General features: G+C 34.6%; 20 protein-coding genes. 11 read left to right on the top strand and 9 right to left on the bottom strand.

Going from position 1 to position 18,415, the window contains the following annotated elements:
* The first annotated feature begins 32 nt into the window (after nucleotides 1-32).
* The gene (locus tag JI747_RS01805; protein ID WP_225685851.1) at nucleotides 33-1,172 is read left to right on the top strand and encodes an Atu1372/SO_1960 family protein; all 1,140 of its coding nucleotides are present in this window, start codon (nucleotides 33-35) and stop codon (nucleotides 1,170-1,172) included.
* Nucleotides 1,173-1,267: 95 nt separating this feature from the next.
* On the opposite strand, the gene JI747_RS01810 is transcribed toward JI747_RS01805, so the two are convergent.
* Entirely contained in the window at nucleotides 1,268-2,161 is an 894-nt protein-coding gene (locus tag JI747_RS01810; RefSeq protein WP_225685853.1) for a helix-turn-helix domain-containing protein, read from the bottom strand.
* 238 nt (nucleotides 2,162-2,399) lie between these two features.
* On the opposite strand from JI747_RS01810, the gene JI747_RS01815 reads away from it, so the two are divergent.
* The 9 genes from JI747_RS01815 to JI747_RS01855 all read left to right on the top strand — a co-directional run bounded on the left by JI747_RS01815 (nucleotide 2,400) and on the right by JI747_RS01855 (nucleotide 9,633).
* The gene (locus JI747_RS01815; protein WP_225685855.1) at nucleotides 2,400-3,368 is read left to right on the top strand and encodes an aldo/keto reductase; all 969 of its coding nucleotides are present in this window, start codon (nucleotides 2,400-2,402) and stop codon (nucleotides 3,366-3,368) included.
* Nucleotides 3,369-3,381: 13 nt separating this feature from the next.
* A complete protein-coding gene (locus tag JI747_RS01820) occupies nucleotides 3,382-3,579 on the top strand; it encodes a hypothetical protein (protein ID WP_225685857.1) in 198 nt (65 codons plus the stop codon).
* Between the two features lies 1 nt (nucleotide 3,580).
* Nucleotides 3,581-4,024 carry a nuclear transport factor 2 family protein gene (locus tag JI747_RS01825; RefSeq protein WP_225685859.1) on the top strand — a complete coding sequence of 148 codons (444 nt, stop codon included), beginning with the start codon at nucleotides 3,581-3,583 and terminating at the stop codon, nucleotides 4,022-4,024.
* 95 nt (nucleotides 4,025-4,119) lie between these two features.
* Nucleotides 4,120-4,977 (top strand): SDR family oxidoreductase, encoded by an 858-nt coding sequence (locus JI747_RS01830; protein ID WP_225685861.1) that lies wholly within the window; start codon nucleotides 4,120-4,122, stop codon nucleotides 4,975-4,977.
* A gap of 128 nt (nucleotides 4,978-5,105) precedes the next feature.
* A complete protein-coding gene (locus tag JI747_RS01835; RefSeq protein WP_225685863.1) occupies nucleotides 5,106-5,486 on the top strand; it encodes a nuclear transport factor 2 family protein in 381 nt (126 codons plus the stop codon).
* Nucleotides 5,487-5,571: 85 nt separating this feature from the next.
* A complete protein-coding gene (locus tag JI747_RS01840; protein WP_225685865.1) occupies nucleotides 5,572-6,138 on the top strand; it encodes an NAD(P)H-binding protein in 567 nt (188 codons plus the stop codon).
* Nucleotides 6,139-6,342: 204 nt separating this feature from the next.
* Nucleotides 6,343-7,599 (top strand): cupin domain-containing carboxymuconolactone decarboxylase family protein, encoded by a 1,257-nt coding sequence (locus JI747_RS01845; protein ID WP_225685867.1) that lies wholly within the window; start codon nucleotides 6,343-6,345, stop codon nucleotides 7,597-7,599.
* A gap of 28 nt (nucleotides 7,600-7,627) precedes the next feature.
* On the top strand, nucleotides 7,628-8,473 hold the full coding sequence (locus JI747_RS01850; RefSeq protein WP_225685870.1) for an aldo/keto reductase: 846 nt from the start codon (nucleotides 7,628-7,630) through the stop codon (nucleotides 8,471-8,473).
* 113 nt (nucleotides 8,474-8,586) lie between these two features.
* Complete coding sequence (locus tag JI747_RS01855; RefSeq protein ID WP_225685871.1) at nucleotides 8,587-9,633, top strand: NAD(P)-dependent alcohol dehydrogenase; 1,047 nt, start codon at nucleotides 8,587-8,589, stop codon at nucleotides 9,631-9,633.
* A gap of 98 nt (nucleotides 9,634-9,731) precedes the next feature.
* Here the strand turns inward: JI747_RS01855 and JI747_RS01860 are convergent, their stop codons facing one another.
* From JI747_RS01860 to JI747_RS01880, 5 genes are all read right to left on the bottom strand, one after another.
* Nucleotides 9,732-10,409, bottom strand: a complete 678-nt coding sequence (locus tag JI747_RS01860) for an alpha/beta hydrolase (protein ID WP_225685872.1) — start codon at nucleotides 10,407-10,409, stop codon at nucleotides 9,732-9,734.
* Between the two features lie 68 nt (nucleotides 10,410-10,477).
* Nucleotides 10,478-11,311, bottom strand: a complete 834-nt coding sequence (ygiD, locus tag JI747_RS01865) for a 4,5-DOPA-extradiol-dioxygenase (protein ID WP_449508535.1) — start codon at nucleotides 11,309-11,311, stop codon at nucleotides 10,478-10,480.
* Nucleotides 11,312-11,374: 63 nt separating this feature from the next.
* Nucleotides 11,375-11,947: an ester cyclase gene (locus JI747_RS01870; RefSeq protein ID WP_225685874.1), complete on the bottom strand. Its 573-nt coding sequence runs from the start codon at nucleotides 11,945-11,947 to the stop codon at nucleotides 11,375-11,377.
* Between the two features lie 83 nt (nucleotides 11,948-12,030).
* A complete protein-coding gene (locus JI747_RS01875) occupies nucleotides 12,031-12,861 on the bottom strand; it encodes a helix-turn-helix transcriptional regulator (protein WP_225685875.1) in 831 nt (276 codons plus the stop codon).
* A gap of 115 nt (nucleotides 12,862-12,976) precedes the next feature.
* Nucleotides 12,977-13,429, bottom strand: a complete 453-nt coding sequence (locus JI747_RS01880) for a carboxymuconolactone decarboxylase family protein (RefSeq protein ID WP_225685876.1) — start codon at nucleotides 13,427-13,429, stop codon at nucleotides 12,977-12,979.
* Between the two features lie 113 nt (nucleotides 13,430-13,542).
* Between JI747_RS01880 and JI747_RS01885 the strand changes: the two genes are divergently transcribed.
* A complete protein-coding gene (locus JI747_RS01885; RefSeq protein ID WP_225685877.1) occupies nucleotides 13,543-13,983 on the top strand; it encodes an Lrp/AsnC family transcriptional regulator in 441 nt (146 codons plus the stop codon).
* A 365-nt stretch (nucleotides 13,984-14,348) separates the two neighbouring features.
* Here the strand turns inward: JI747_RS01885 and JI747_RS01890 are convergent, their stop codons facing one another.
* The 3 genes from JI747_RS01890 to JI747_RS01900 form a co-directional block, all read right to left on the bottom strand.
* Nucleotides 14,349-15,131 (bottom strand): hypothetical protein, encoded by a 783-nt coding sequence (locus JI747_RS01890; RefSeq protein ID WP_225685879.1) that lies wholly within the window; start codon nucleotides 15,129-15,131, stop codon nucleotides 14,349-14,351.
* A gap of 231 nt (nucleotides 15,132-15,362) precedes the next feature.
* Nucleotides 15,363-16,934 carry a helix-turn-helix domain-containing protein gene (locus JI747_RS01895; protein WP_225685880.1) on the bottom strand — a complete coding sequence of 524 codons (1,572 nt, stop codon included), beginning with the start codon at nucleotides 16,932-16,934 and terminating at the stop codon, nucleotides 15,363-15,365.
* A gap of 219 nt (nucleotides 16,935-17,153) precedes the next feature.
* Nucleotides 17,154-18,128, bottom strand: coding sequence for a helix-turn-helix transcriptional regulator (locus tag JI747_RS01900; protein WP_225685881.1), 975 nt, complete (start codon nucleotides 18,126-18,128; stop codon nucleotides 17,154-17,156).
* Between the last annotated feature and the right edge of the window lie 287 nt (nucleotides 18,129-18,415).

Genomic DNA, 18,415 nt, shown 5'->3' on the forward strand with positions numbered 1-18,415 from the left:
ATTTTGTCATTGAATTTGATATTTTAAATACAATGAAGAATTGGTTTGCTTTTTTAGTGGCATCATTATTATTAATCTCAAACACCATTATGGCACAAGATAATACAGCCAGAGTATTGGTTCTCATTCATTCTGATCATGGAGGAACTTACGAACTGGCAAAAGAAATAGCGAAAGGAATAGAGTCTGGCAAAACTGTAAAAGCAGTTATCAAACAAGTGAGAACTTCAGCTGATCCCAAACTGAAAGATATTCCGGTGGCAACAGTAGATGAGCTGCCAACTTATGATGGGATTGCTTTCGGCTCACCGGTATATTTCGGAAATATCAGTACAGGAATGAGTGAATTTTTCTCTAAAACTGTTGATTTGTGGACGAATCATTCTCTGGAAGGAATGCCTGCGACAGTTTTTATGTCCGCAGGAAGCGGAGCTGGAAAAGAACTAGCTTTACAATCGTTTTGGAATTCTCTGGCGGTTCACGGGATGGTTTTAGTCTCCAATGGAATTCGCGGGAATGAAAATATTGATAAGAATATTCCTCAAGGAAATTCAGTATTGGGAATAACGAGTCCGGCTTCTTTAAAAAATGTTGAGAGACCTAGTAAAGACGAGCGTTATCTAGCTGAATTGCAAGGAAAGAATTTTGCAAAAGTGGCTTTGTCTTTAAAAGGCTCTTTTTCCAAAAAAACATTGGCTGAAAAGCCAAAACAGAAATCAATCAATGATATTTTAAAAGAAAAGAATATTGTATTGCCAACATTGCCGAAACCGGTCGGGAATTACGAACTTTTTTCCCGTTCAGGAAATTTGGTGTTTATCAACCAGGTTTCATTGAAAGACGGAAAGATCTTAAATCCTGGCAAATTAGGTGTTAATGTAAATGAAGAACAGGTAAAGGAAGCTACCAAACAAACGATGCTAAATATTATTGCCATTTTAAAAGATGCAGTTGGCGGAGATTTGAATAAGGTTAAAAAATGTGTTCAATTAATAGGAACATTTAATACAAAAGATGATTATACACAGCATGCATCATTGATGAATACAGCTTCAGATCTGACTGTAGAAATATTTGGCGAAAAAGGTAAACATACCCGCAATACTTCCGGTGCTTATTCTTTGCCTGTCGGTTCATCAGTTTCTATACAGGCGATTTTTGAGGTTGAATAGTTATTTAAATTAATTTTTAAAAGATTGTAAGAGGGAGGAAGTACTCATCAATAGATTTAATTTTGAATTAGCCTACTAATTGATCTTTTATTTTATTAATTCAAATTTCTGAATTCAATAGGACTTTTACCCGTTTTTTGTTTAAATAACCTTGTAAAATGCTGTGGATATTTAAAACCTAATTCATAAGCGATTTCACTAATGGATTTATTGATATCAAAGATTTTTTCCTTTGCGATATTAATCACCTTGATCTGTATATATTCCTGAGCAGATACGCCAGTTTCCCTTTTTATTAAATCTCCAAAATAGTTAGGTGACAGATGAAGTGTTTCAGCACAAGAACTTACGGTTGGCAGTCCTATGCTTTGTGGCTTATCCGAAAGAAAATAAGTATTCAACAGGTCTTCGAATTTTTCCAGAGTCCCTTTGTTAATATGCTCTCGGGTGATAAACTGTCTGTCATAGAAACGGATGGCATAATTTAAAAATACCTGTATGTGGGAGATTACCAGTGTTTTGCTGTGTTTATCAAGGTTTTGCTGCAATTCATCCTCAATTGTTGCGAATATATTGAGTACCATTTCTCTTTCTTTTTTTGAAAGGTGCAGCGCTTCATTGGAAGAATAGGAGAAAAAGCTGTAATCTTTGATGATATTGCTTAAAGCAGTTCCTCTTAAAAAATCCGGATGGAAAATGAGTACTTTGCCTTTAGGTTTAATATCAGGTAAATAGCTTTCAACAGTTAATATCTGCCCAGGTGCTACAAATACAAGACTTTCTTCTTGATAATCATAGCTTTCTTTTCCGTATCGTAAATCACCACATTTAGTTTCCTTTAAAAAAACGCAATAAAATCCGAAATTATAAGTAGCGGGTTCCAGTATTTTCAGATGATCATAATCGAGTATGTTGATCATGGGGTGCAGGGTTTCAGCACCTCGCAAATTACTGTATTCACCTACGCTGTCAATTCTGTTAATTTCCATTTTCGAAATAATTATACTACAAATCTAGCTAAAAATGTAAGTGTTTGAACAACAGTTACAATCAATCAGTGATTATGGTAAATAAAAGCGTAATCTGTATAAGCCAATGTATCTGATTTCGATATTTGTGACCTCAATATCTACAATATGTAATATTGGTAATTTAAACAGTAATACGTATAAAGACATCGCAAAATTATCTGCTGAAATTTGCATTATCAAAATTCAAGTAGAAAAAATGAAAACACGAAAATTAGGAAGCTTAGAAGTTTCAGCCATTGGAATGGGCTGTATGAATCTTAGCTTCGGTACAGGAAAGGCAACAGATATAAGTGAAGGCATTAAAGTAATCCGTTCAGGTTTTGATAAGGGAATTACCTTCTTTGACACAGCCGAAGCTTATGGGCCGTTTACCAACGAAGAACTGGTAGGTGAGGCTTTAAAACCTTTTCGTAAGGATGTTATTATTGCCACCAAGTTTGGGATGATTTCGGATAGCGGAGTGAACAGCCAGCCTGCACATATTCGTAAAGTAGTGGAAGCTTCATTAAAAAGGCTGCAGACGGATTATATAGATTTGCTGTATCAGCATAGAGTTGATCCTCATGTTCCTATTGAAGATGTGGCGGGTACGGTAAAAGATCTGATCGCGGAAGGAAAAGTGAAATATTTTGGGTTATCTGAAGCCAATGCGGAAACTATTATCAAAGCTCACAACGTACAGGCCGTAACAGCCGTTCAAAATCAATATTCTGTTTGGACAAGAGAACCGGAAACAAGTGTTATACCCACCTGTGAAGAATTGGGAATCGGTTTTGTTCCTTGGGGACCTCTGGGAACAGGATTTTTAACCGGAGCGATTTCACCTGATGATACTTTTGATCAGGCAACAGACCTCAGAGCGGTTTTTCCAAGATTTACCAAAGAAGCAATGACGGCAAATATGCCTTTGGTGACCATGTTGAAAAATATCGCAGAAAGAAAGGGTGCTTCTACTGTACAAATTGCACTGGCTTGGCTGTTGGCACAAAAACCATTCATTGTACCCATTCCGGGAATGGATAAAATAGCTTATATAGAAGATAATATAAAATCTGCAGAGGTTGAAATGACTGCAGAAGACTTACAGGAAATTGAAGAAGGTCTTTCTAAAATTGCAATTCAGGGAGAAAGGCTTAATAAGGATTTATTGAATCTATCAGAATAAAAATATTAATATTATGAATACTAGAAAATTAAAAAATCATGGATTAGAAGTTTCTGAGGCAGGATTCGGATGTATGGGGCTTAATTTTTCTTACAGCCATAATATCACTAAAGAAGAATCTGTAAAATCACATCAGAAGCCGATAAGCTTCAAGTTGCAGGGGAAAGGTATACAGAAGCAATTGAAAAAACAACAGGGTTATAATAGTTGATATGGAAACGTTGGAAAAAGTTAAAATTTTAGAAGATAAGCAGGCTATTCAGGAACTTACGCATAATTATCTGGCAGCCGCAGACAGAAAAGATCATGTGACAATGGCCGCTCATTTTACTTCAGACGGCGTGCTCACATCAGTTATGGATGAACAAACTGTTGTTTTACACGGAACAACAGAAATCAGTAATGGATTTGCCCAGATTTTAGCATCAATACATACAGCCTATCATCTCGTAGGGCAGTTACTTATTGATCTTAACGGAAATACCGCTAAAGGAACGTCTTATTCTTTTGTAACTTTAGTAGGTACGGAAAACAATCAAAAGTATGTGAGAAAAATATGGGCTGTTTATAAAGATGAATATGTAAAAGAAAACGATCAGTGGCTTATCAATAACAGGGTAGCTACAGTTGCTTGGGAAGAAAAAGAGTTTTATTAAAATGTTAATTCAAAAATCGGATTAATTATTTACGGGAATGAAATATTGAACTTTGTGATAGCACCCAACCAAGTTTTACCAATAAAAAAATTAATATGAACACAACAAAAGACGTCATAGTACTCACCGGAGCAGGTCAGTTAGGAATGGCAATAGTCAGAAGAATGGCTTATGGAAATAAAATCTTCGTGGCTGACTGGAAAATTGAAAACGCAGAAGCAATTGCTGAAACTTTATTAGAAGCTGGTTTTGATGCCGTTCCTTTTAAAGTCGATATTTCAGATCGTGAATCTGTCTTAGAATTAATAAAAGAGGCTCAAAGAGAAGGGGAGATTTCAATGTTTGTAAATGCTGCAGGTTTGTCACCTTCCCAATCAACCAAAGAACATATTTTACAGGTAGATTTATACGGAACAGCATTATTACTGGAAGAATTTGGAAAAGTAATGAAGAAAGGAGGGAGTGGTGTGACGATTTCCAGTCAATCCGGTTACAGAATGCCGGCATTAACTGCGGAAGAAGACAGGCTTTTGGCAACAACACCTGCTGAAGCATTACTGAATTTAGAAATGTTGCAGCCGGATAAAATTAAAGACACCTTGCACGCTTATCAGATCTCAAAGCGCTGTAACGGGAAAAGAGTGATGGCCGAAGCGGTAAAATGGGGAGAAAGAGGAGCCAGAATCAACTGTATTTCACCTGGAATTATCGTTACGCCATTGGCATTGGATGAATTTAATGGCCCTCGTGGAGATTTTTACAAAAATATGTTTGCCAAATCACCTGCAGGTCGTCCTGGGATTGCTGATGAGGTGGCAAATGTTGCAGAGTTGCTCATGAGCGAAAAAGGAGCTTTTATTACCGGTTCCGACTTCCTTATTGATGGCGGAGCAACAGCTTCCTATTTTTACGGACCATTACAACCTGAAAATAATGAAGAAGATTCACAATGAGCAACCAAATAAAGTATCATGATGCTTATACCGTTAATTTATTAAATCATTTAAAAAAATATTATCTGCCATTTTTTCTCCTGATGATATTTACTATTCTTTATTCACAAAATAAACCAAGCAGTACCATGGAAAATCAAAATCAAACCGAAGAGACAAAGGTTCTAGCTATCGTAAGACAACTGGCCGACCTTATGATAAAGAAGGATACTGTAGAAATGAATAAAATTCTCGATGAGCATTATACTCTTACCCATATGACCGGCTATGTGCAACCCAAATCGGAATGGTTTTCTGAAGTGGTAAAAGAAAGTATGAAATATTATTCCGCAAAAGAAGTTGACCACAAAATTATTATCAACGGAAATAAGGCGGATGTTACTGTTCAGAATTTAGTAGACGCAAGAATATGGGGAAGTAGACATACATGGAGGTTACAGCAAAAATTGCAGCTGGAAAAAAGAGGTGATAAATGGATCATCCTGAAGTCGGTCGCCTCTACATTTTAGTAAAAAACTGTAAATCAGTTAAAATGGTAGATAATGCCGTAATCCATATAAGAATAAAAACAACCCGATTTCTGAAATTTGTTACATGAAAAAAGTAATTATAATAGGAGCAAGTGGGAGTTTAGCTTCGTATGTGATTGATGCTCTCGAGGAAAAAGAGGATGTTCAGCTTACTCTTTTTGTCAGAAATAAAAATAGAATAGACAATACTACTCAGGCAAAAATTGTGGAAGGGGACGCTATGAATTTTAATGATGTGAAAAATGCAGTTGCAGGGCAGGATATTGTTTATATAAATCTGGCAGGAGATCTTGAAGTGATGACCAGAAATATCATAAAAGCAATGCAGGAAGAGTACGTGAAGAGGGTGATTGCGATAAGTTCTATCGGAATTTATGATGTTCCCTTATGCTCTGTTTTACAGCCCTACAGAAAACTGGCAGATTTAATAGAAGAATCTGGCTTAGACTATACCATTCTTCGACCGGATTGGTTTACCAATGACAATGAAATAGATTATCATATTACCCGTAAACCGGAGCCTGAAATCGGTGGCGCTTTATCAAGAAAAAGTATTGCTGCCTTTGTCTCTATGTTAGTTGAACATCCTGAGGAGTATATTAAACAAAATCTGGGAATTAGTAAAATATAAAAGCAGTATTGATTTTTTAAGTAAGAAATGCCGGGATTATCGTTTTTAAATCCGCAGATCCATATATTCTACGAATTTTTTCTGATCTAAATGATTGTTTTATGGCTTATCAGTAATAATGGTAAACAATACCGTAATTCATATAAGTATAATTTTTATTTGATCTGCAATTTTGCACATAGAATTAACTGTAAAATTGAAACAATGAAAAATAGTATCCTCTCTATCGTTTTATTCTTATTGAATCAGTTGCTGTTGGCTCAAGAACCATTAAAATATACTACAAATATGAAATCATTTACTGAAAAAGGAATTCCTGCTCCCAAAGATCATTTTACAGGTGTTGTTTGGGTAAACATGAATGTCTTACCAGAAGATGGCTATAATGCCAATATAGGAACTGTCACTTTCGAGCCGACATCAAGAACAAACTGGCATAGCCATAAAAGCGGTCAGATTTTATTTGTCGTAAAAGGAACCGGATATTACCAAATAGAAGGAGAGCACATACAGGTGATGAAAGAAGGTAATGTTATCAAAATTCCTAAAAATATAAAACACTGGCACGGTGCGTCTCATCAAAGTACAATGCAGCATATTGCAATGATCACAGACTATGATGAAGACAAAACAGAATGGTTTGAGCCGGTAACCGATGATATTTATAACACGTTCAGAGCACCGGTGTATGAAGTAGAAAACAGACTGTCACCACAGGCAATCATGAATTATGAAGAACTTTGGTCCGAATACCTTTCAGAAGAAAAAGAACTGGATCCTGATCTTGTTGAAATCTTCCACAATTTTGCCTATGATGAAGTAGTAAGCCATAACACAATGGATGTGAAAATTCGGACCATGATTATTTTGGCATCTGCATTGGGAAGTCAGGCTCTTTCTGAATTTAAAATGTTTGTAAATGCTGCCTTAAATGTAGAAGTTTCACCCATTGAGATTAAAGAAATTGTTTATCAGGCTGTCCCTTATATTGGGAAGTTAAAAGTAACAGACTTTTTGGAGGCAACAAATCATATTTTTAAGGAAAGAAACATACAACTTCCCTTACAAAGCCAGTCAACCACAACTATTCAGACAAGATTTGAGAAAGGATATGAAAGACAGAAGGAAATCATAGGTTCCGGAATAGAAAATCTGTATAAAAACTCACCGGAAGACCTTCTTCATATTCAGAAATACTTATCTGATAATTGCTTTGGAGACTTTATAACAAGAAGAGGGCTTGATCTCAAAACCAGAGAAATGATAACACTTTCGTTTCTTATTGCTTTGGGCGGAACCGAAAATCAGATAAAAGGACATATTCAGGGAAATAAAAATGTAGGAAATACAAGACAGGATCTGATAAATGTAATGACCAATCTTCTCCCTTATGTAGGCTATCCCCGAACACTGAATGCGATAAGCTGTCTTAATGAGATCTTACCTGCAACAAAAAATTAAAAGTCAGAAACACTAAAATATATTTAAAATGAAAAATGTTACTTTAAATAATGGGGTAGAAATGCCCATCTTGGGATTAGGAGTGTATCAGATTCCCGATTATGAAGAATGTAAAAAAGTAGTGAAAGAAGCTATTGAAGTAGGATATCGCTCAATAGATACCGCTTCAGCCTATCAAAATGAAAAAGCGGTAGGAGATGCCATAAAAGAAAGTGGAGTAAATAGAAAAGATCTGTTTGTCACTACAAAACTTTGGATTGCAGATAACGGATATGAAAAAACTAAAAAGGCGTTTGAAACTTCTATGAATAAGCTTCAGCTTGATTACCTTGATTTATATCTCATTCATCAACCTTACGGAGATGTACACGGCTCCTGGAGAGCGCTTGAAGAGTTTTACAAAGAAGGCAAAATAAGAGCGATAGGAGTAAGCAATTTTCATCCGGACAGAGTGATGGATCTCATTGTGAATAACGAAATCGTTCCTGCAGTAAATCAGATAGAAACACATCCTTTTTATCAACGTACAGAAGATCAGAAGTTTTTAAAAGAAAATGGGGTACAGATAGAGAGCTGGGCTTCTTTTGCAGAAGGACGCAATGATCTGTTCTCTAATGAAATACTTGCTGCCATTGGAAAAAAATATAATAAATCTGTAGCACAGGTGATCTTACGCTGGCTTGTTCAGAGAGAGGTTGTGGTGATCCCAAAATCTGTAAGAAAGGAAAGGCTGATTGAGAACATAGAGGTTTTCAATTTTGAACTTTCTCAGGAAGATATGAATACCATTGCATTGCTGGATACCAAAGAATCACTTTTCTTTAGTCACAGAGATCCGGCCATTATCAAATGGTTTTCAACAATGATTAGCTAAAAACAATAAATGATTACCTCAGATAAAATTGATGATTCCTATAAAAAATCTGTAGCGGATAATATGAGGTATCGCGACATAATTGATATGAAAAACATTAAATAATAAATACAATGAGTACACTAATAAAAGCCTACGGAACAGAATCTCCGGAAATTCCTTTGCACGAACTTACCATTAATCGCAGAGCGTTACAGGCTCACGACATCGAAATGGAAATTTTATACTGTGGAATTTGCCACAGCGATTTGCATCAGGTTCACGCAGATTTTGGCCCTTATCCGGCACCCATCGTTCCGGGACACGAAATTGTAGGCCGTATCACAGCAGTAGGAGAACATGTTAAGAATTTTAAAATAGGTGATATTGCCGGGATTGGCTGTATTGTAGATAGTTGTGACCACTGTGAATATTGTAATGAAGGGATTGAGCAGTTTTGTGAAGAAGGCGTTACATTTTCATTCAATAGTGAAGATAAAGTCTCAGGAGGGCATACTTTTGGAGGCTTTTCAAAATCGTATGTATGTAATGAGCGTTATGTATTAAAAGTACCTGCATTTGAAAACTTAGCTGCAGCAGCGCCACTTTTGTGTGCCGGAATTACTGTGTATTCCCCATTAAAACACTGGGGAGCAGGACCGGGTAAAAAAGTGGGTGTTTTAGGAATTGGAGGATTAGGCCACTTAGCCATCAAAATTGCGAAAGCGATGGGTTCTGAAGTGGTTGTATTTACCACTTCTCCGGGTAAAGTTGAAGATGCCAAAAGATTGGGAGCTGATGAAGCCGTTTTATCCTCTGATGCAGAAGCTATGGCAAAATATAGTCGCCAGTTACACTTCATTATCGATACCGTTTCTGCAAAACATGATGTAAATGTTTATCTTAATTTATTACGTCATGACGGAACTGTGGTATTAGTAGGTTTACCTCCGGAACCTTTAGAGATCAATGCATTCAATGTAGTGATGGGAAGAAGAAGTTTTGCGGGTTCCAATATTGGCGGCATCGCAGAAACTCAGGAAATGTTAGAATTCTGTTTTGAACATAATATCACTGCTGATAGTGAAATCATTAATATTCAGGATGTAAATATCGCTTTTGATCGTTTGGAAAAAGGGGATGTAAAGTATCGGTTTGTGATTGATATGGCATCATTATAAGAGTAGTACTGTAATAATTCTATCTTTATAAAGGGTACATCAACTATTGATGTACCCTTTTACTTTTTAATAAAACACTTTACTCTTACATACGTATTTTATTTTTCAGATTCTGAAAGCCATGTTACCACATCGTTGAGCATCTGCTGATTGATAGTATGATCTTCCTGATACTGATGAAATTCAGGATGCAATCCTTTTACTTGTAAATAATCAACAGCATCCAAAGCATATTGAAACTTTAAAACAGAATCCTGCGTTCCGTGAGAAACAAATATTTTCAGTTTTTTTAACCGGTTTTCTGTGGCTACCAAAGGTTTTACTTCAGGAAGCAGTCTTCCGCTCATAACGGCAATTCCTTTAATTTTTTCAGGTTCCGTTAACGCTACACTGTAACTCATAATTCCACCCTGGCTGAATCCCATTAGAAACACTTTATTCTCATCAAAATCTTCAACGTTTTTAAGATCTTCAATAAACTTTAAAATGTCTTTTCTTGAACTTTCTGCCTGTTCTTCATTAATTACAGAACCTTGCGGGGTGAATTTCACCTGAAACGATGCAAAACTGTTCTGTCCTAAAACCAATGGACCTCTTGCAGATACTACCAGAAATTGATCAGGAAGTGCATTGGCAAAAGAAAACATATTTTGTTCGTTGCTTCCTACACCATGCATCAGAATGATAAGTGGAGGCTTTTCAGTTTTTACTTTTGGCGGTCTTACCAAATAATGTAATGAGGGTTTTTGATCTGTTTTATCTGTTTTATCTGTCATTTTGAAACTTAAACTTATTAAAATAATGAATATCAACAAAGTTGACATCCGTATATATTTTGATTGTATCATGTCTTATCGATTTTCACGGACATCATATTGAGTGATCCGGCTACAAGGGCATCATTAAAAATGGTAACTTTTTCATCTTTTTCCTGTAATCCTAAAATATAAAGCAGAGGATTATAATGTTCAGGCGTAGGAATGGAGAGTTGTATCTCTTTCCCCAGTTTATCATAATGAAGTAAGGACTGATGATCTCCGTCTGTTACAAGTTGTTTGATTTTTTCATTGGCTGTAATTGCCCAATCAAAGCCATATCCCGGCGTCATCATTTTGTCCCATGCTGCCATTCTTAGATTATGAACTGTGTTCCCGCTCCCAATAATTAAAACTCCTTTTCTTCGTAGTGCCGAAAGTTCTTTTCCTAGCGCATAATGATATTCCGGACCTTTTGTATAATCCATACTCATTTCAATTACAGGAATATCTGCATTGGGATATAGAAACTTAACAACCGTCCAACAGCCATGATCCAATCCCCATTCATCAGTTAAGCCAACATCAACAGAACTTATCAGTTTTTTTGTCTCCAGAGCAAGTTCAGGACTTCCGGGAGCAGGATATTGTACATCGAACAAAGCCTGAGGAAAACCTCCGAAATCATGAATAGTCTTCGGTTGCTCCATAGCGGTTATAAATGTCCCTTTAGTTTCCCAGTGTGCCGAAATACAGAGGATTGCTCTGGGTTTAGGCAATGTTTTAGCAATGGACTGAAACCCCTGAGTAAAGATATTGTCATCAATCGCATTCATCGGATTTCCGTGTCCTAAGAACAGAACCGGCATTCGTTCTGTTGGAGCCATATCGTTGGTAAGAGCGTGCAATGTATTAAGTTTCATTGCAGCCGCTCCTATAGGTAAAAGTGCCATCATTTTGAGAAAATCTTTTCGCTTCATGGATGGTTATTTATTCATAATCTGATCCATATAAGATTTATTATCCCAAAATAAATACTCTTCACTCATCGTTCCGTCCTCTTTCCAGATTCCGATAGTTGCCATGGGAAGTTTAAATTTTTTACCGGTCGGTTGTATAAAAGTTCCGTCACCAAGAGGCATAGGTTCTGTAAAAGTACCTTCCATGTATCCCATAACGGCGGTTATATTACCGCTCCCGATTTTTATAGGATGCTCTTTAATTCTTGTATCCGGTGCATAGACAAACATGGCATCAAGTGTTTTAATATGTTGTTCTATTCCTTTTTCGGTATGCCCGTCAGGAAAATGAACCAGAATATCTTTTGCATGGCTTTCGTGAAGTCTTTTCCAGTCTCTGTTGCTGAAAACCGTATAATCCAGTGTGTCGAAAGTTGCCAGATTGTTGGCAATAATTTCGTTGGCAGCAGTAAGTTCTTTAATCTGCTTCAAGGCATTATCACTTTTTGCTGTTCTTTTGTTCTGGGCATTGACTGAAATCCCTGATAATACGATTAATGATACCACTAATGCTCCTTTTGTTAAGAATGTCTTTTTCATTTTTATTTGTTTAAAATTATAATACAAATTTCCAAAACAAACAGGATGAAGAGATAACACTTATCAGAAGAATCGTTGTTATTTTAGGAAATAATCTTGATCATTTCTTTGCGGTATTCAGAAGGAGTGATGCCTGTTTTTTTCTTAAAAGCGTGGGTGAAATAAGTCTTTTCATTAAATCCCAATTCATAACCGATCTCTGCAATCGTTTTATCTGTGGTAATCAGCAGGTTTTTGGCTTCGGTTAATTTTCTGACCTCTATAATTTCAGAAACACTCTGATGAAGAATCTCCTGACAGATGATATTGAGGTTTCGGGTACTCATAAAAAGCTTTTCGGCATAGAAGTTTACATCTTTTGCTTCCTTATAATGCTCTTCCAGTAAGCGAAGAAAATTTTTAAAGGTCAGGCTCTGAATTTTTTTAGACTCATCATCGTTGAGGTTGAGCTTTTTTCGGTCAGATTCTATAATGGTAAAGAGACTGCTCAGCAACTGACGGATAATAGATAAATCCGGGTTGGGCTGAAGATATTCGTCGTAAATGATTTGGCAAATGCTGTCTAATCTTTCAAAGCACGTGTCTGCTTTTAGGCATATATTGGCTTTGTCGTGATAGGAAGAATAGAGTTGGAAAACTGTTTCTGCAATGAATTCTCGTTTGAAACGGATAGCCCAGATGTCGCATTTTCCGTCTTTAATAAGAGGTTTTACACGATGCACTTTCCCTTGCGCAATAAAACTGACAAAAGGAGCATCGATAAGTTGAGATTTAAAATCGATGAAATGTTCCAGTTGTCCATATTTTCCTATCAGCAATTCTTCATAATCATGATGATGAGGTTCATTATCTGTACTGTTGATTCTGTCTGATTCTACAGCATCAAGTTTAAACATTTTAAAAATCTCATTCATTGTATGTACTATTTATCTAGAAAATTTAAAGGTACTTATAAAAAGTATTTCAGATATAAATTTCCGACAGTTTCTAGAACAAAAATGATCGATAATAAAGAGGTGGCAAAGCTCATTATTCTAAGTCTTCTAATTTGATTACGGCATTTATCTGTAAATCTTCTGTCAAATTAAATGTTTTACCAAGCTTCTGTGAAGCGTTGATAAATGCAATGAAAATACATAATTCTGAAATTTCATTATCGGAAAAATATTCTCTCAGCATATCAAAATGAGCATTTGAAATGGAATGATGATCTTTACTGAATAATTCTGCAAATGCTGCTGCTATAGATGTTTTCAGTTGAGTTTTGTCAAAGTCGGGTTTACCGCCTTTTACCATGCAGTATTCACAGTTATTTTCAAAAGCCGTTGTTCTGCGGATTTGTTCAAGCAGATTACTATCGAGTGCAGTATGTTTCCATAAAGTTTCTTCCAGTTCGTTCCATTTTTTTAAGATTTCAGGATTGTGGCCTATCAACTTTTCAAAAGGAGTGTTTCCGTTTTTGGAGAATTTGATTCTTGTCATTGTATGAAAATTTTATTTTTCAAAGTTCAAGTTTTTACTTTTTTCTTTAAAATGGATTTAATTGGATTTTTAAGTATTTTTGATTGATTTAATTTTTATTTATTCCATACACAATGAAAATCACTTTAGATGAATTTGACTATAAAATCCTGAAAATTTTAAATGAAAACTCAAGATTGAGCTATGCTGAAATTGGCCGGAAAATTTCTTTGTCACAATCAGCAACGAAAGAAAGAGTTTTGAATTTAGTTGATAATGGTGTGATAAAATGCTTTAGCATAGATGTAGATTTTGGAAAACTAGGATATGGATTGAAAGTCCTTATCAATATGAAATTTAAAAATGATGAGTTTAAGAAATTTATTGCTGATCTCTCTAAATTTCCTGAAATTCTTAAATGCAAGAGAGTAACGGGTGAATATTGTTTGATAACAGAGTGTATCTTAAAAGATAGTTCTCATCTTGAAAATCTTATTGATCGATTAATTACATACGGCATTCCGACAACATCCATTCAATTATCAGAGGTAGAAATTAACCATTTTTTCCAGTGATATTTTTTTACAAGACTATGGATATGAATTTTTTTGTAGCATCAATCATGAGAGGAAAAAACTCAGGAATTGGCATTAATGTAATGAATGGATCTGCAATTATTGCTCAATAAATACTGAGATAACAGAAGTGGGAAGTGAATTAATATTTTGGAATGAAAAAGAAGAGGAATATTTACACCCAACACGCTGAATAAAAACTGAATACTAAACATATTCTATTTATTGGGTATAACTTCATATAATAGGATGAGGTGTTGTTAAAAATAAAAAAACATGGATAACTTTATATTGATTTTAGTCTAAAAGTTATCCATATTCTGTAGTACAATTAATAGTCATATTCTATGACCAGAGTTTGCTTTTTACTGATGTTCTATAGCATAAATATAGTCTTCCCCGGAACCCCCAAGCGTAAGGGTAGAAGTTGTCCCAAGTGTATAAGAATCATGATCCCATAGGTAAAGTGTTACCGTATCGGCAGTAACTTCCACTTGTAAAATACCTAATGAATACAGCCCATGCTGAATAAAACCTGCTGTACCATTTGAAGTGAAGGCAAGCATTCTTTTGTTGATAGTAGGATAAATAAATCCTGTGTAAGTAGTAGGTGATGTTGTACTTGAAGAATATGTAAGTCGTGACGCATACGCAGTATTAGCTGCTGTTGCCCCATGTATAAGAATTCCGGTATATATAAGCCATTTTCCTTTAGGAAGAGTAATATAAGACTCCATATACTTTCCTCCACTTGAGGTAGCATAGGAAACGAGATTGGAGGTAACCACTCCCGTAATAACACGTACTTTTGACGTACCCCAAGTAGCTAGTCCATCAGCATCTGAAACAAGTACTTTTCCTGCACCCTGTGTTCCGTCTACAATTTTTACAGCACCATTAGTGGTACCATTGTTAATATCCAATCGTGTTGTGGGAGAAACCGTTCCTATACCAATACTTCCAGCAGAAGTGATGACAACATCATTACTTTGCTGTGCCAAAGAAGGGGCCCCAGTCGCAGCATTGTCTCTGTCTCCATCTACATGCAATATTGCTTGAGGATTTTGAGTATTGATTCCGACATTTTGCCCAAATACAAGAGAAGATAACACTACAGATAAAGCCGATAATAAATACGTTTTTGACATAATTTGTTGTTTAAATTTTTGTACAAAAGAAAAAAAAACAAGGTATCGTTACAATGTATTGTTTGGCGTTATTCTGTAATTGTGATAATGTTTTCCTTCGTCTCCAAAATGAATATCAGTCAATTGGATGGATAAAAAGAGCCCTGCATTGAAATCTGAAAATGAATTGGGTAAGGCCCAAAGGGAACGATGTTTTTATTATATAGAACCTGACTTTTTAATAGTAAGTATTTATAAGTGTTGGCCAACTCTTTTCAGATTGGAAATGAATTTTGAGGGAGAAATTCCTGTTTCTTTTGTAAAAACTTTCGTGAAATGACTATGAGATGAGAAGCCTGCCAATTCACATAAGTAACTAATTTTGTATTTTACAGATTCAGGGTTTTCATATAAATGTTCAATAATGAACTTAATTTTTAAGGTATTAATATAATCGCTGAAAGATTTTGCCCAGTATTCTTTTAATAGATAAGTAATATATTTGGTATTGGTACCGAGAATACTTGCAAAATTGCTTAAAGTGAAATTTTTAGCTGTAAAGGCTGTTCCTTTTTCAAATTCTTCAATTTTTTTTAAAAGTTCTGTTTCCTTTTCATTTGAAATTATTTTAGATTTATTAATACTATTATTATCTGCTACAGGAGTATCAATATTCTTATCCATCTCATTGTTTTCTGAGAGGGTTACTATATCTTTCTTTTTTTCAATTTCTTTGATGATTTTCTCAAATCTTAGTCTTATTTTTTCTTCTTTTTTTCTGCTGAGAAAAATAAATAATAGGCTAAAACATAGTAATAATCCCGCGACAGATACCCAGATCCACTTATAGTTTTTCTGACGATTCACGATTTTATTTTGAAGTTTTGTTTCCTGCGAGATAGCCTTTACACTTGCAGAATTGATACTGTCTTTGAGCTGAAAAAACTGTTCGAATAATTCATTTTTTTTAGTAACATCATCTACATTATATTTTAAACGTTGCTCTGTAATGAACGTTAAAAAGTATACATTTTTGTTTTCTTCTGCTATAGCTTTTGCCTTTTCAAAGTATTTCTTAGCTTCTTCTTTATTATTTTCTTTTGCGTTTATGATCGCTTTACATACGTAGTATATGTCAATTCTTCTGTCGGATGGAGGTAATTTTTCGTACTTTTCATATTGTTGAATCTGATATTTGGCTGCATCAAGATTATCACATAATAAGTAATCAAGACTAAGACTGACATGTTGTACAGAAAGAGAAGTTTCATTACTTTCGAAATAATGTTTTTTTTGAAATTTCTCTATTCTTTTGATGATTTCATTTCTGATTGGGATATTCTGACAATATTTTTTTTCATCCGATAAAAAAGTTGTTTCTAAAATAAGCGCCATAATATTTAATGCCGGTTCATTTTGAATCTGTTCCGCTATTTTCTTTGCCTCTTCTAAATTTGAATATGCTTTATCTTTTAATCCTGCTTTATTATAAGCTGCGGCCATATAATAATTAATCATAAAACGGTCTGTGTGTTTATCAAGCTTTGTAAATAAGGAATCGGCTTTCCGTCCAAAAAAAATGCTTTGACTATAATTTGCTTTTTTGTAATACCCATTACTCAAGGTGTAGTAACCTTTGGAAATTTCGTTATCATTTCTTGAGAGCTTAAGTATTTCTTCTCCCTTAGCAATAATTTCATCTGCAGTTTCTACTTTTTTATAATACAGATCTGAGATCTGTTTGCTTAAAGTGGAATCACTAACATTTTGTGCAGATAAAAATAATACCCATAAAAAAGCTGTTATAGCATATATTTTTCTCATATTTATTTAATATTTATAAAGTAATTAGTTTGTTTAATTGGTGTTGTAATTGTTGAAATTAAGTAGTATTTATAAATAAAATTATTTTTCATTATAAATTTAATAATTATGGAATGTTGAATTAAGATAATTATCTATTTTTTTGAAGTATGAATTGATTTCTATATCATTGAGTTTATTTTTTTGTTTTGTATCCCATGATTATAGTAAATAAGATCATTATAAATGCTTGTTTTCTATGTAAGAACCAGCACCCAAAAGGGTATTTATATATTCTGAGGGAGTGATGCCTTCTATCTGCTTGAATACGCGGTTGAATGTAGGCTGATTAGAAAAACCTGCATTTATATACATCGACATTAAACTGGTTTTTGTTAAATCAGTTTCTGACATTAATTTTTTAATATAATTTATTCTGCATGTATTGAGATAATGATGGAAATTCCCATAGCCATGAATCTTTAATGCTTTGGAAATAGAAGCAATACTGATGTCTGACAATATGACTAATTTCGCAACACTGAACCGGGAATCCTTGAACAATTCCTCTCCTTCGATCAGGTCTCTGATTTTAAGAAAAAGGTGTTGATGCTTCTCTAAATCCTGATTGTTATTTTCAGGCTTTGCTTTATTTTTTTTTAACTGTAAACGGTTGGTTATTTCTAGACTTCTAATTTGATTTTTATAATATAATAGCAGATTAAAAATCAATATATTAGATATGATTGTGAAAGAATCAGATATCGCTATCTGGCTTTTATTTTTATATTTCAACATCCCGAATGATACCCATTGAGAAATGATGCAGGCCAGGATAATTAATAAGACTAGGTAAGCAGAATAGATGAATATATATTTCTTTTCCAGCAATATGTAAGCTGCTAAAGGAATGGGTAAGAGCCATGTAGAACTCATTGTTGAATAATTCCACAGATCTAGCATGATGAAAAACCTGAAAGCAGGAGCTATGATGAAATATGCATGTATTATGTATTTTATTTCATGGCTGTTTCTGGCAATAATCCATGCGAAACCGGTCAGAAAAAATAAAATAAATGGATAGCAGGCAAAAGGAATATTGTCTAAAAGCAGGAAAGTTAGACCGAAGGTTCCAAGTAAAAAAAGTTTTAAATAGATATAATGTTCAACAAGTTTCTTTTTAAGAGATATTGTTGTTTTAGTTTTTATACTCATCTCTATATTTTTATGGTTTCAACCCAAATTTTATCTGTGAATTTTAAATGAGGTTATTAGAAAATGTGAAAAGAAAGAGGGGAGAAGCATCTGCGGTCTCCTTCCCAATATTTTTTGAGACTGTTTTTTCAGTAGACTAGGAGTTAAAAACAATTATTTATTGTTTTATGAGTGTTAGAAATACTACTCAATGTCCTTTGATGCTAGATCTTGTGTATCTATGTTGTAAAGAAAATTTAACTGGCGCATCTTAGTGAAGGCAGAATCATTTCTGTATAAATAAGTCT

The organism is Chryseobacterium tagetis (assembly GCF_016735585.2).
Lineage (GTDB): Bacteria > Bacteroidota > Bacteroidia > Flavobacteriales > Weeksellaceae > Chryseobacterium > Chryseobacterium tagetis.

Excerpts from the sequence above, each read along its gene's own strand:
- ygiD (WP_449508535.1), bottom strand. The coding sequence starts at position 11,311 with ATGAAACTTAATACATTGCACGCTCTTACCAACGATATGGCTCCAACA.
- JI747_RS01885 (WP_225685877.1), top strand. The coding sequence starts at position 13,543 with ATGAAAATCACTTTAGATGAATTTGACTATAAAATCCTGAAAATTTTA.
- JI747_RS01830 (WP_225685861.1), top strand. The coding sequence starts at position 4,120 with ATGAACACAACAAAAGACGTCATAGTACTCACCGGAGCAGGTCAGTTA.
- JI747_RS01870 (WP_225685874.1), bottom strand. The coding sequence starts at position 11,947 with ATGAAAAAGACATTCTTAACAAAAGGAGCATTAGTGGTATCATTAATC.
- JI747_RS01895 (WP_225685880.1), bottom strand. The coding sequence starts at position 16,934 with ATGAGAAAAATATATGCTATAACAGCTTTTTTATGGGTATTATTTTTA.
- JI747_RS01845 (WP_225685867.1), top strand. The coding sequence starts at position 6,343 with ATGAAAAATAGTATCCTCTCTATCGTTTTATTCTTATTGAATCAGTTG.
- JI747_RS01815 (WP_225685855.1), top strand. The coding sequence starts at position 2,400 with ATGAAAACACGAAAATTAGGAAGCTTAGAAGTTTCAGCCATTGGAATG.
- JI747_RS01850 (WP_225685870.1), top strand. The coding sequence starts at position 7,628 with ATGAAAAATGTTACTTTAAATAATGGGGTAGAAATGCCCATCTTGGGA.
- JI747_RS01835 (WP_225685863.1), top strand. The coding sequence starts at position 5,106 with ATGGAAAATCAAAATCAAACCGAAGAGACAAAGGTTCTAGCTATCGTA.
- JI747_RS01890 (WP_225685879.1), bottom strand. The coding sequence starts at position 15,131 with ATGTCAAAAACGTATTTATTATCGGCTTTATCTGTAGTGTTATCTTCT.
- JI747_RS01810 (WP_225685853.1), bottom strand. The coding sequence starts at position 2,161 with ATGGAAATTAACAGAATTGACAGCGTAGGTGAATACAGTAATTTGCGA.
- JI747_RS01860 (WP_225685872.1), bottom strand. The coding sequence starts at position 10,409 with ATGACAGATAAAACAGATAAAACAGATCAAAAACCCTCATTACATTAT.
- JI747_RS01855 (WP_225685871.1), top strand. The coding sequence starts at position 8,587 with ATGAGTACACTAATAAAAGCCTACGGAACAGAATCTCCGGAAATTCCT.
- JI747_RS01875 (WP_225685875.1), bottom strand. The coding sequence starts at position 12,861 with ATGAATGAGATTTTTAAAATGTTTAAACTTGATGCTGTAGAATCAGAC.
- JI747_RS01840 (WP_225685865.1), top strand. The coding sequence starts at position 5,572 with ATGAAAAAAGTAATTATAATAGGAGCAAGTGGGAGTTTAGCTTCGTAT.
- JI747_RS01820 (WP_225685857.1), top strand. The coding sequence starts at position 3,382 with ATGAATACTAGAAAATTAAAAAATCATGGATTAGAAGTTTCTGAGGCA.
- JI747_RS01900 (WP_225685881.1), bottom strand. The coding sequence starts at position 18,128 with ATGAGTATAAAAACTAAAACAACAATATCTCTTAAAAAGAAACTTGTT.
- JI747_RS01825 (WP_225685859.1), top strand. The coding sequence starts at position 3,581 with ATGGAAACGTTGGAAAAAGTTAAAATTTTAGAAGATAAGCAGGCTATT.
- JI747_RS01805 (WP_225685851.1), top strand. The coding sequence starts at position 33 with ATGAAGAATTGGTTTGCTTTTTTAGTGGCATCATTATTATTAATCTCA.
- JI747_RS01880 (WP_225685876.1), bottom strand. The coding sequence starts at position 13,429 with ATGACAAGAATCAAATTCTCCAAAAACGGAAACACTCCTTTTGAAAAG.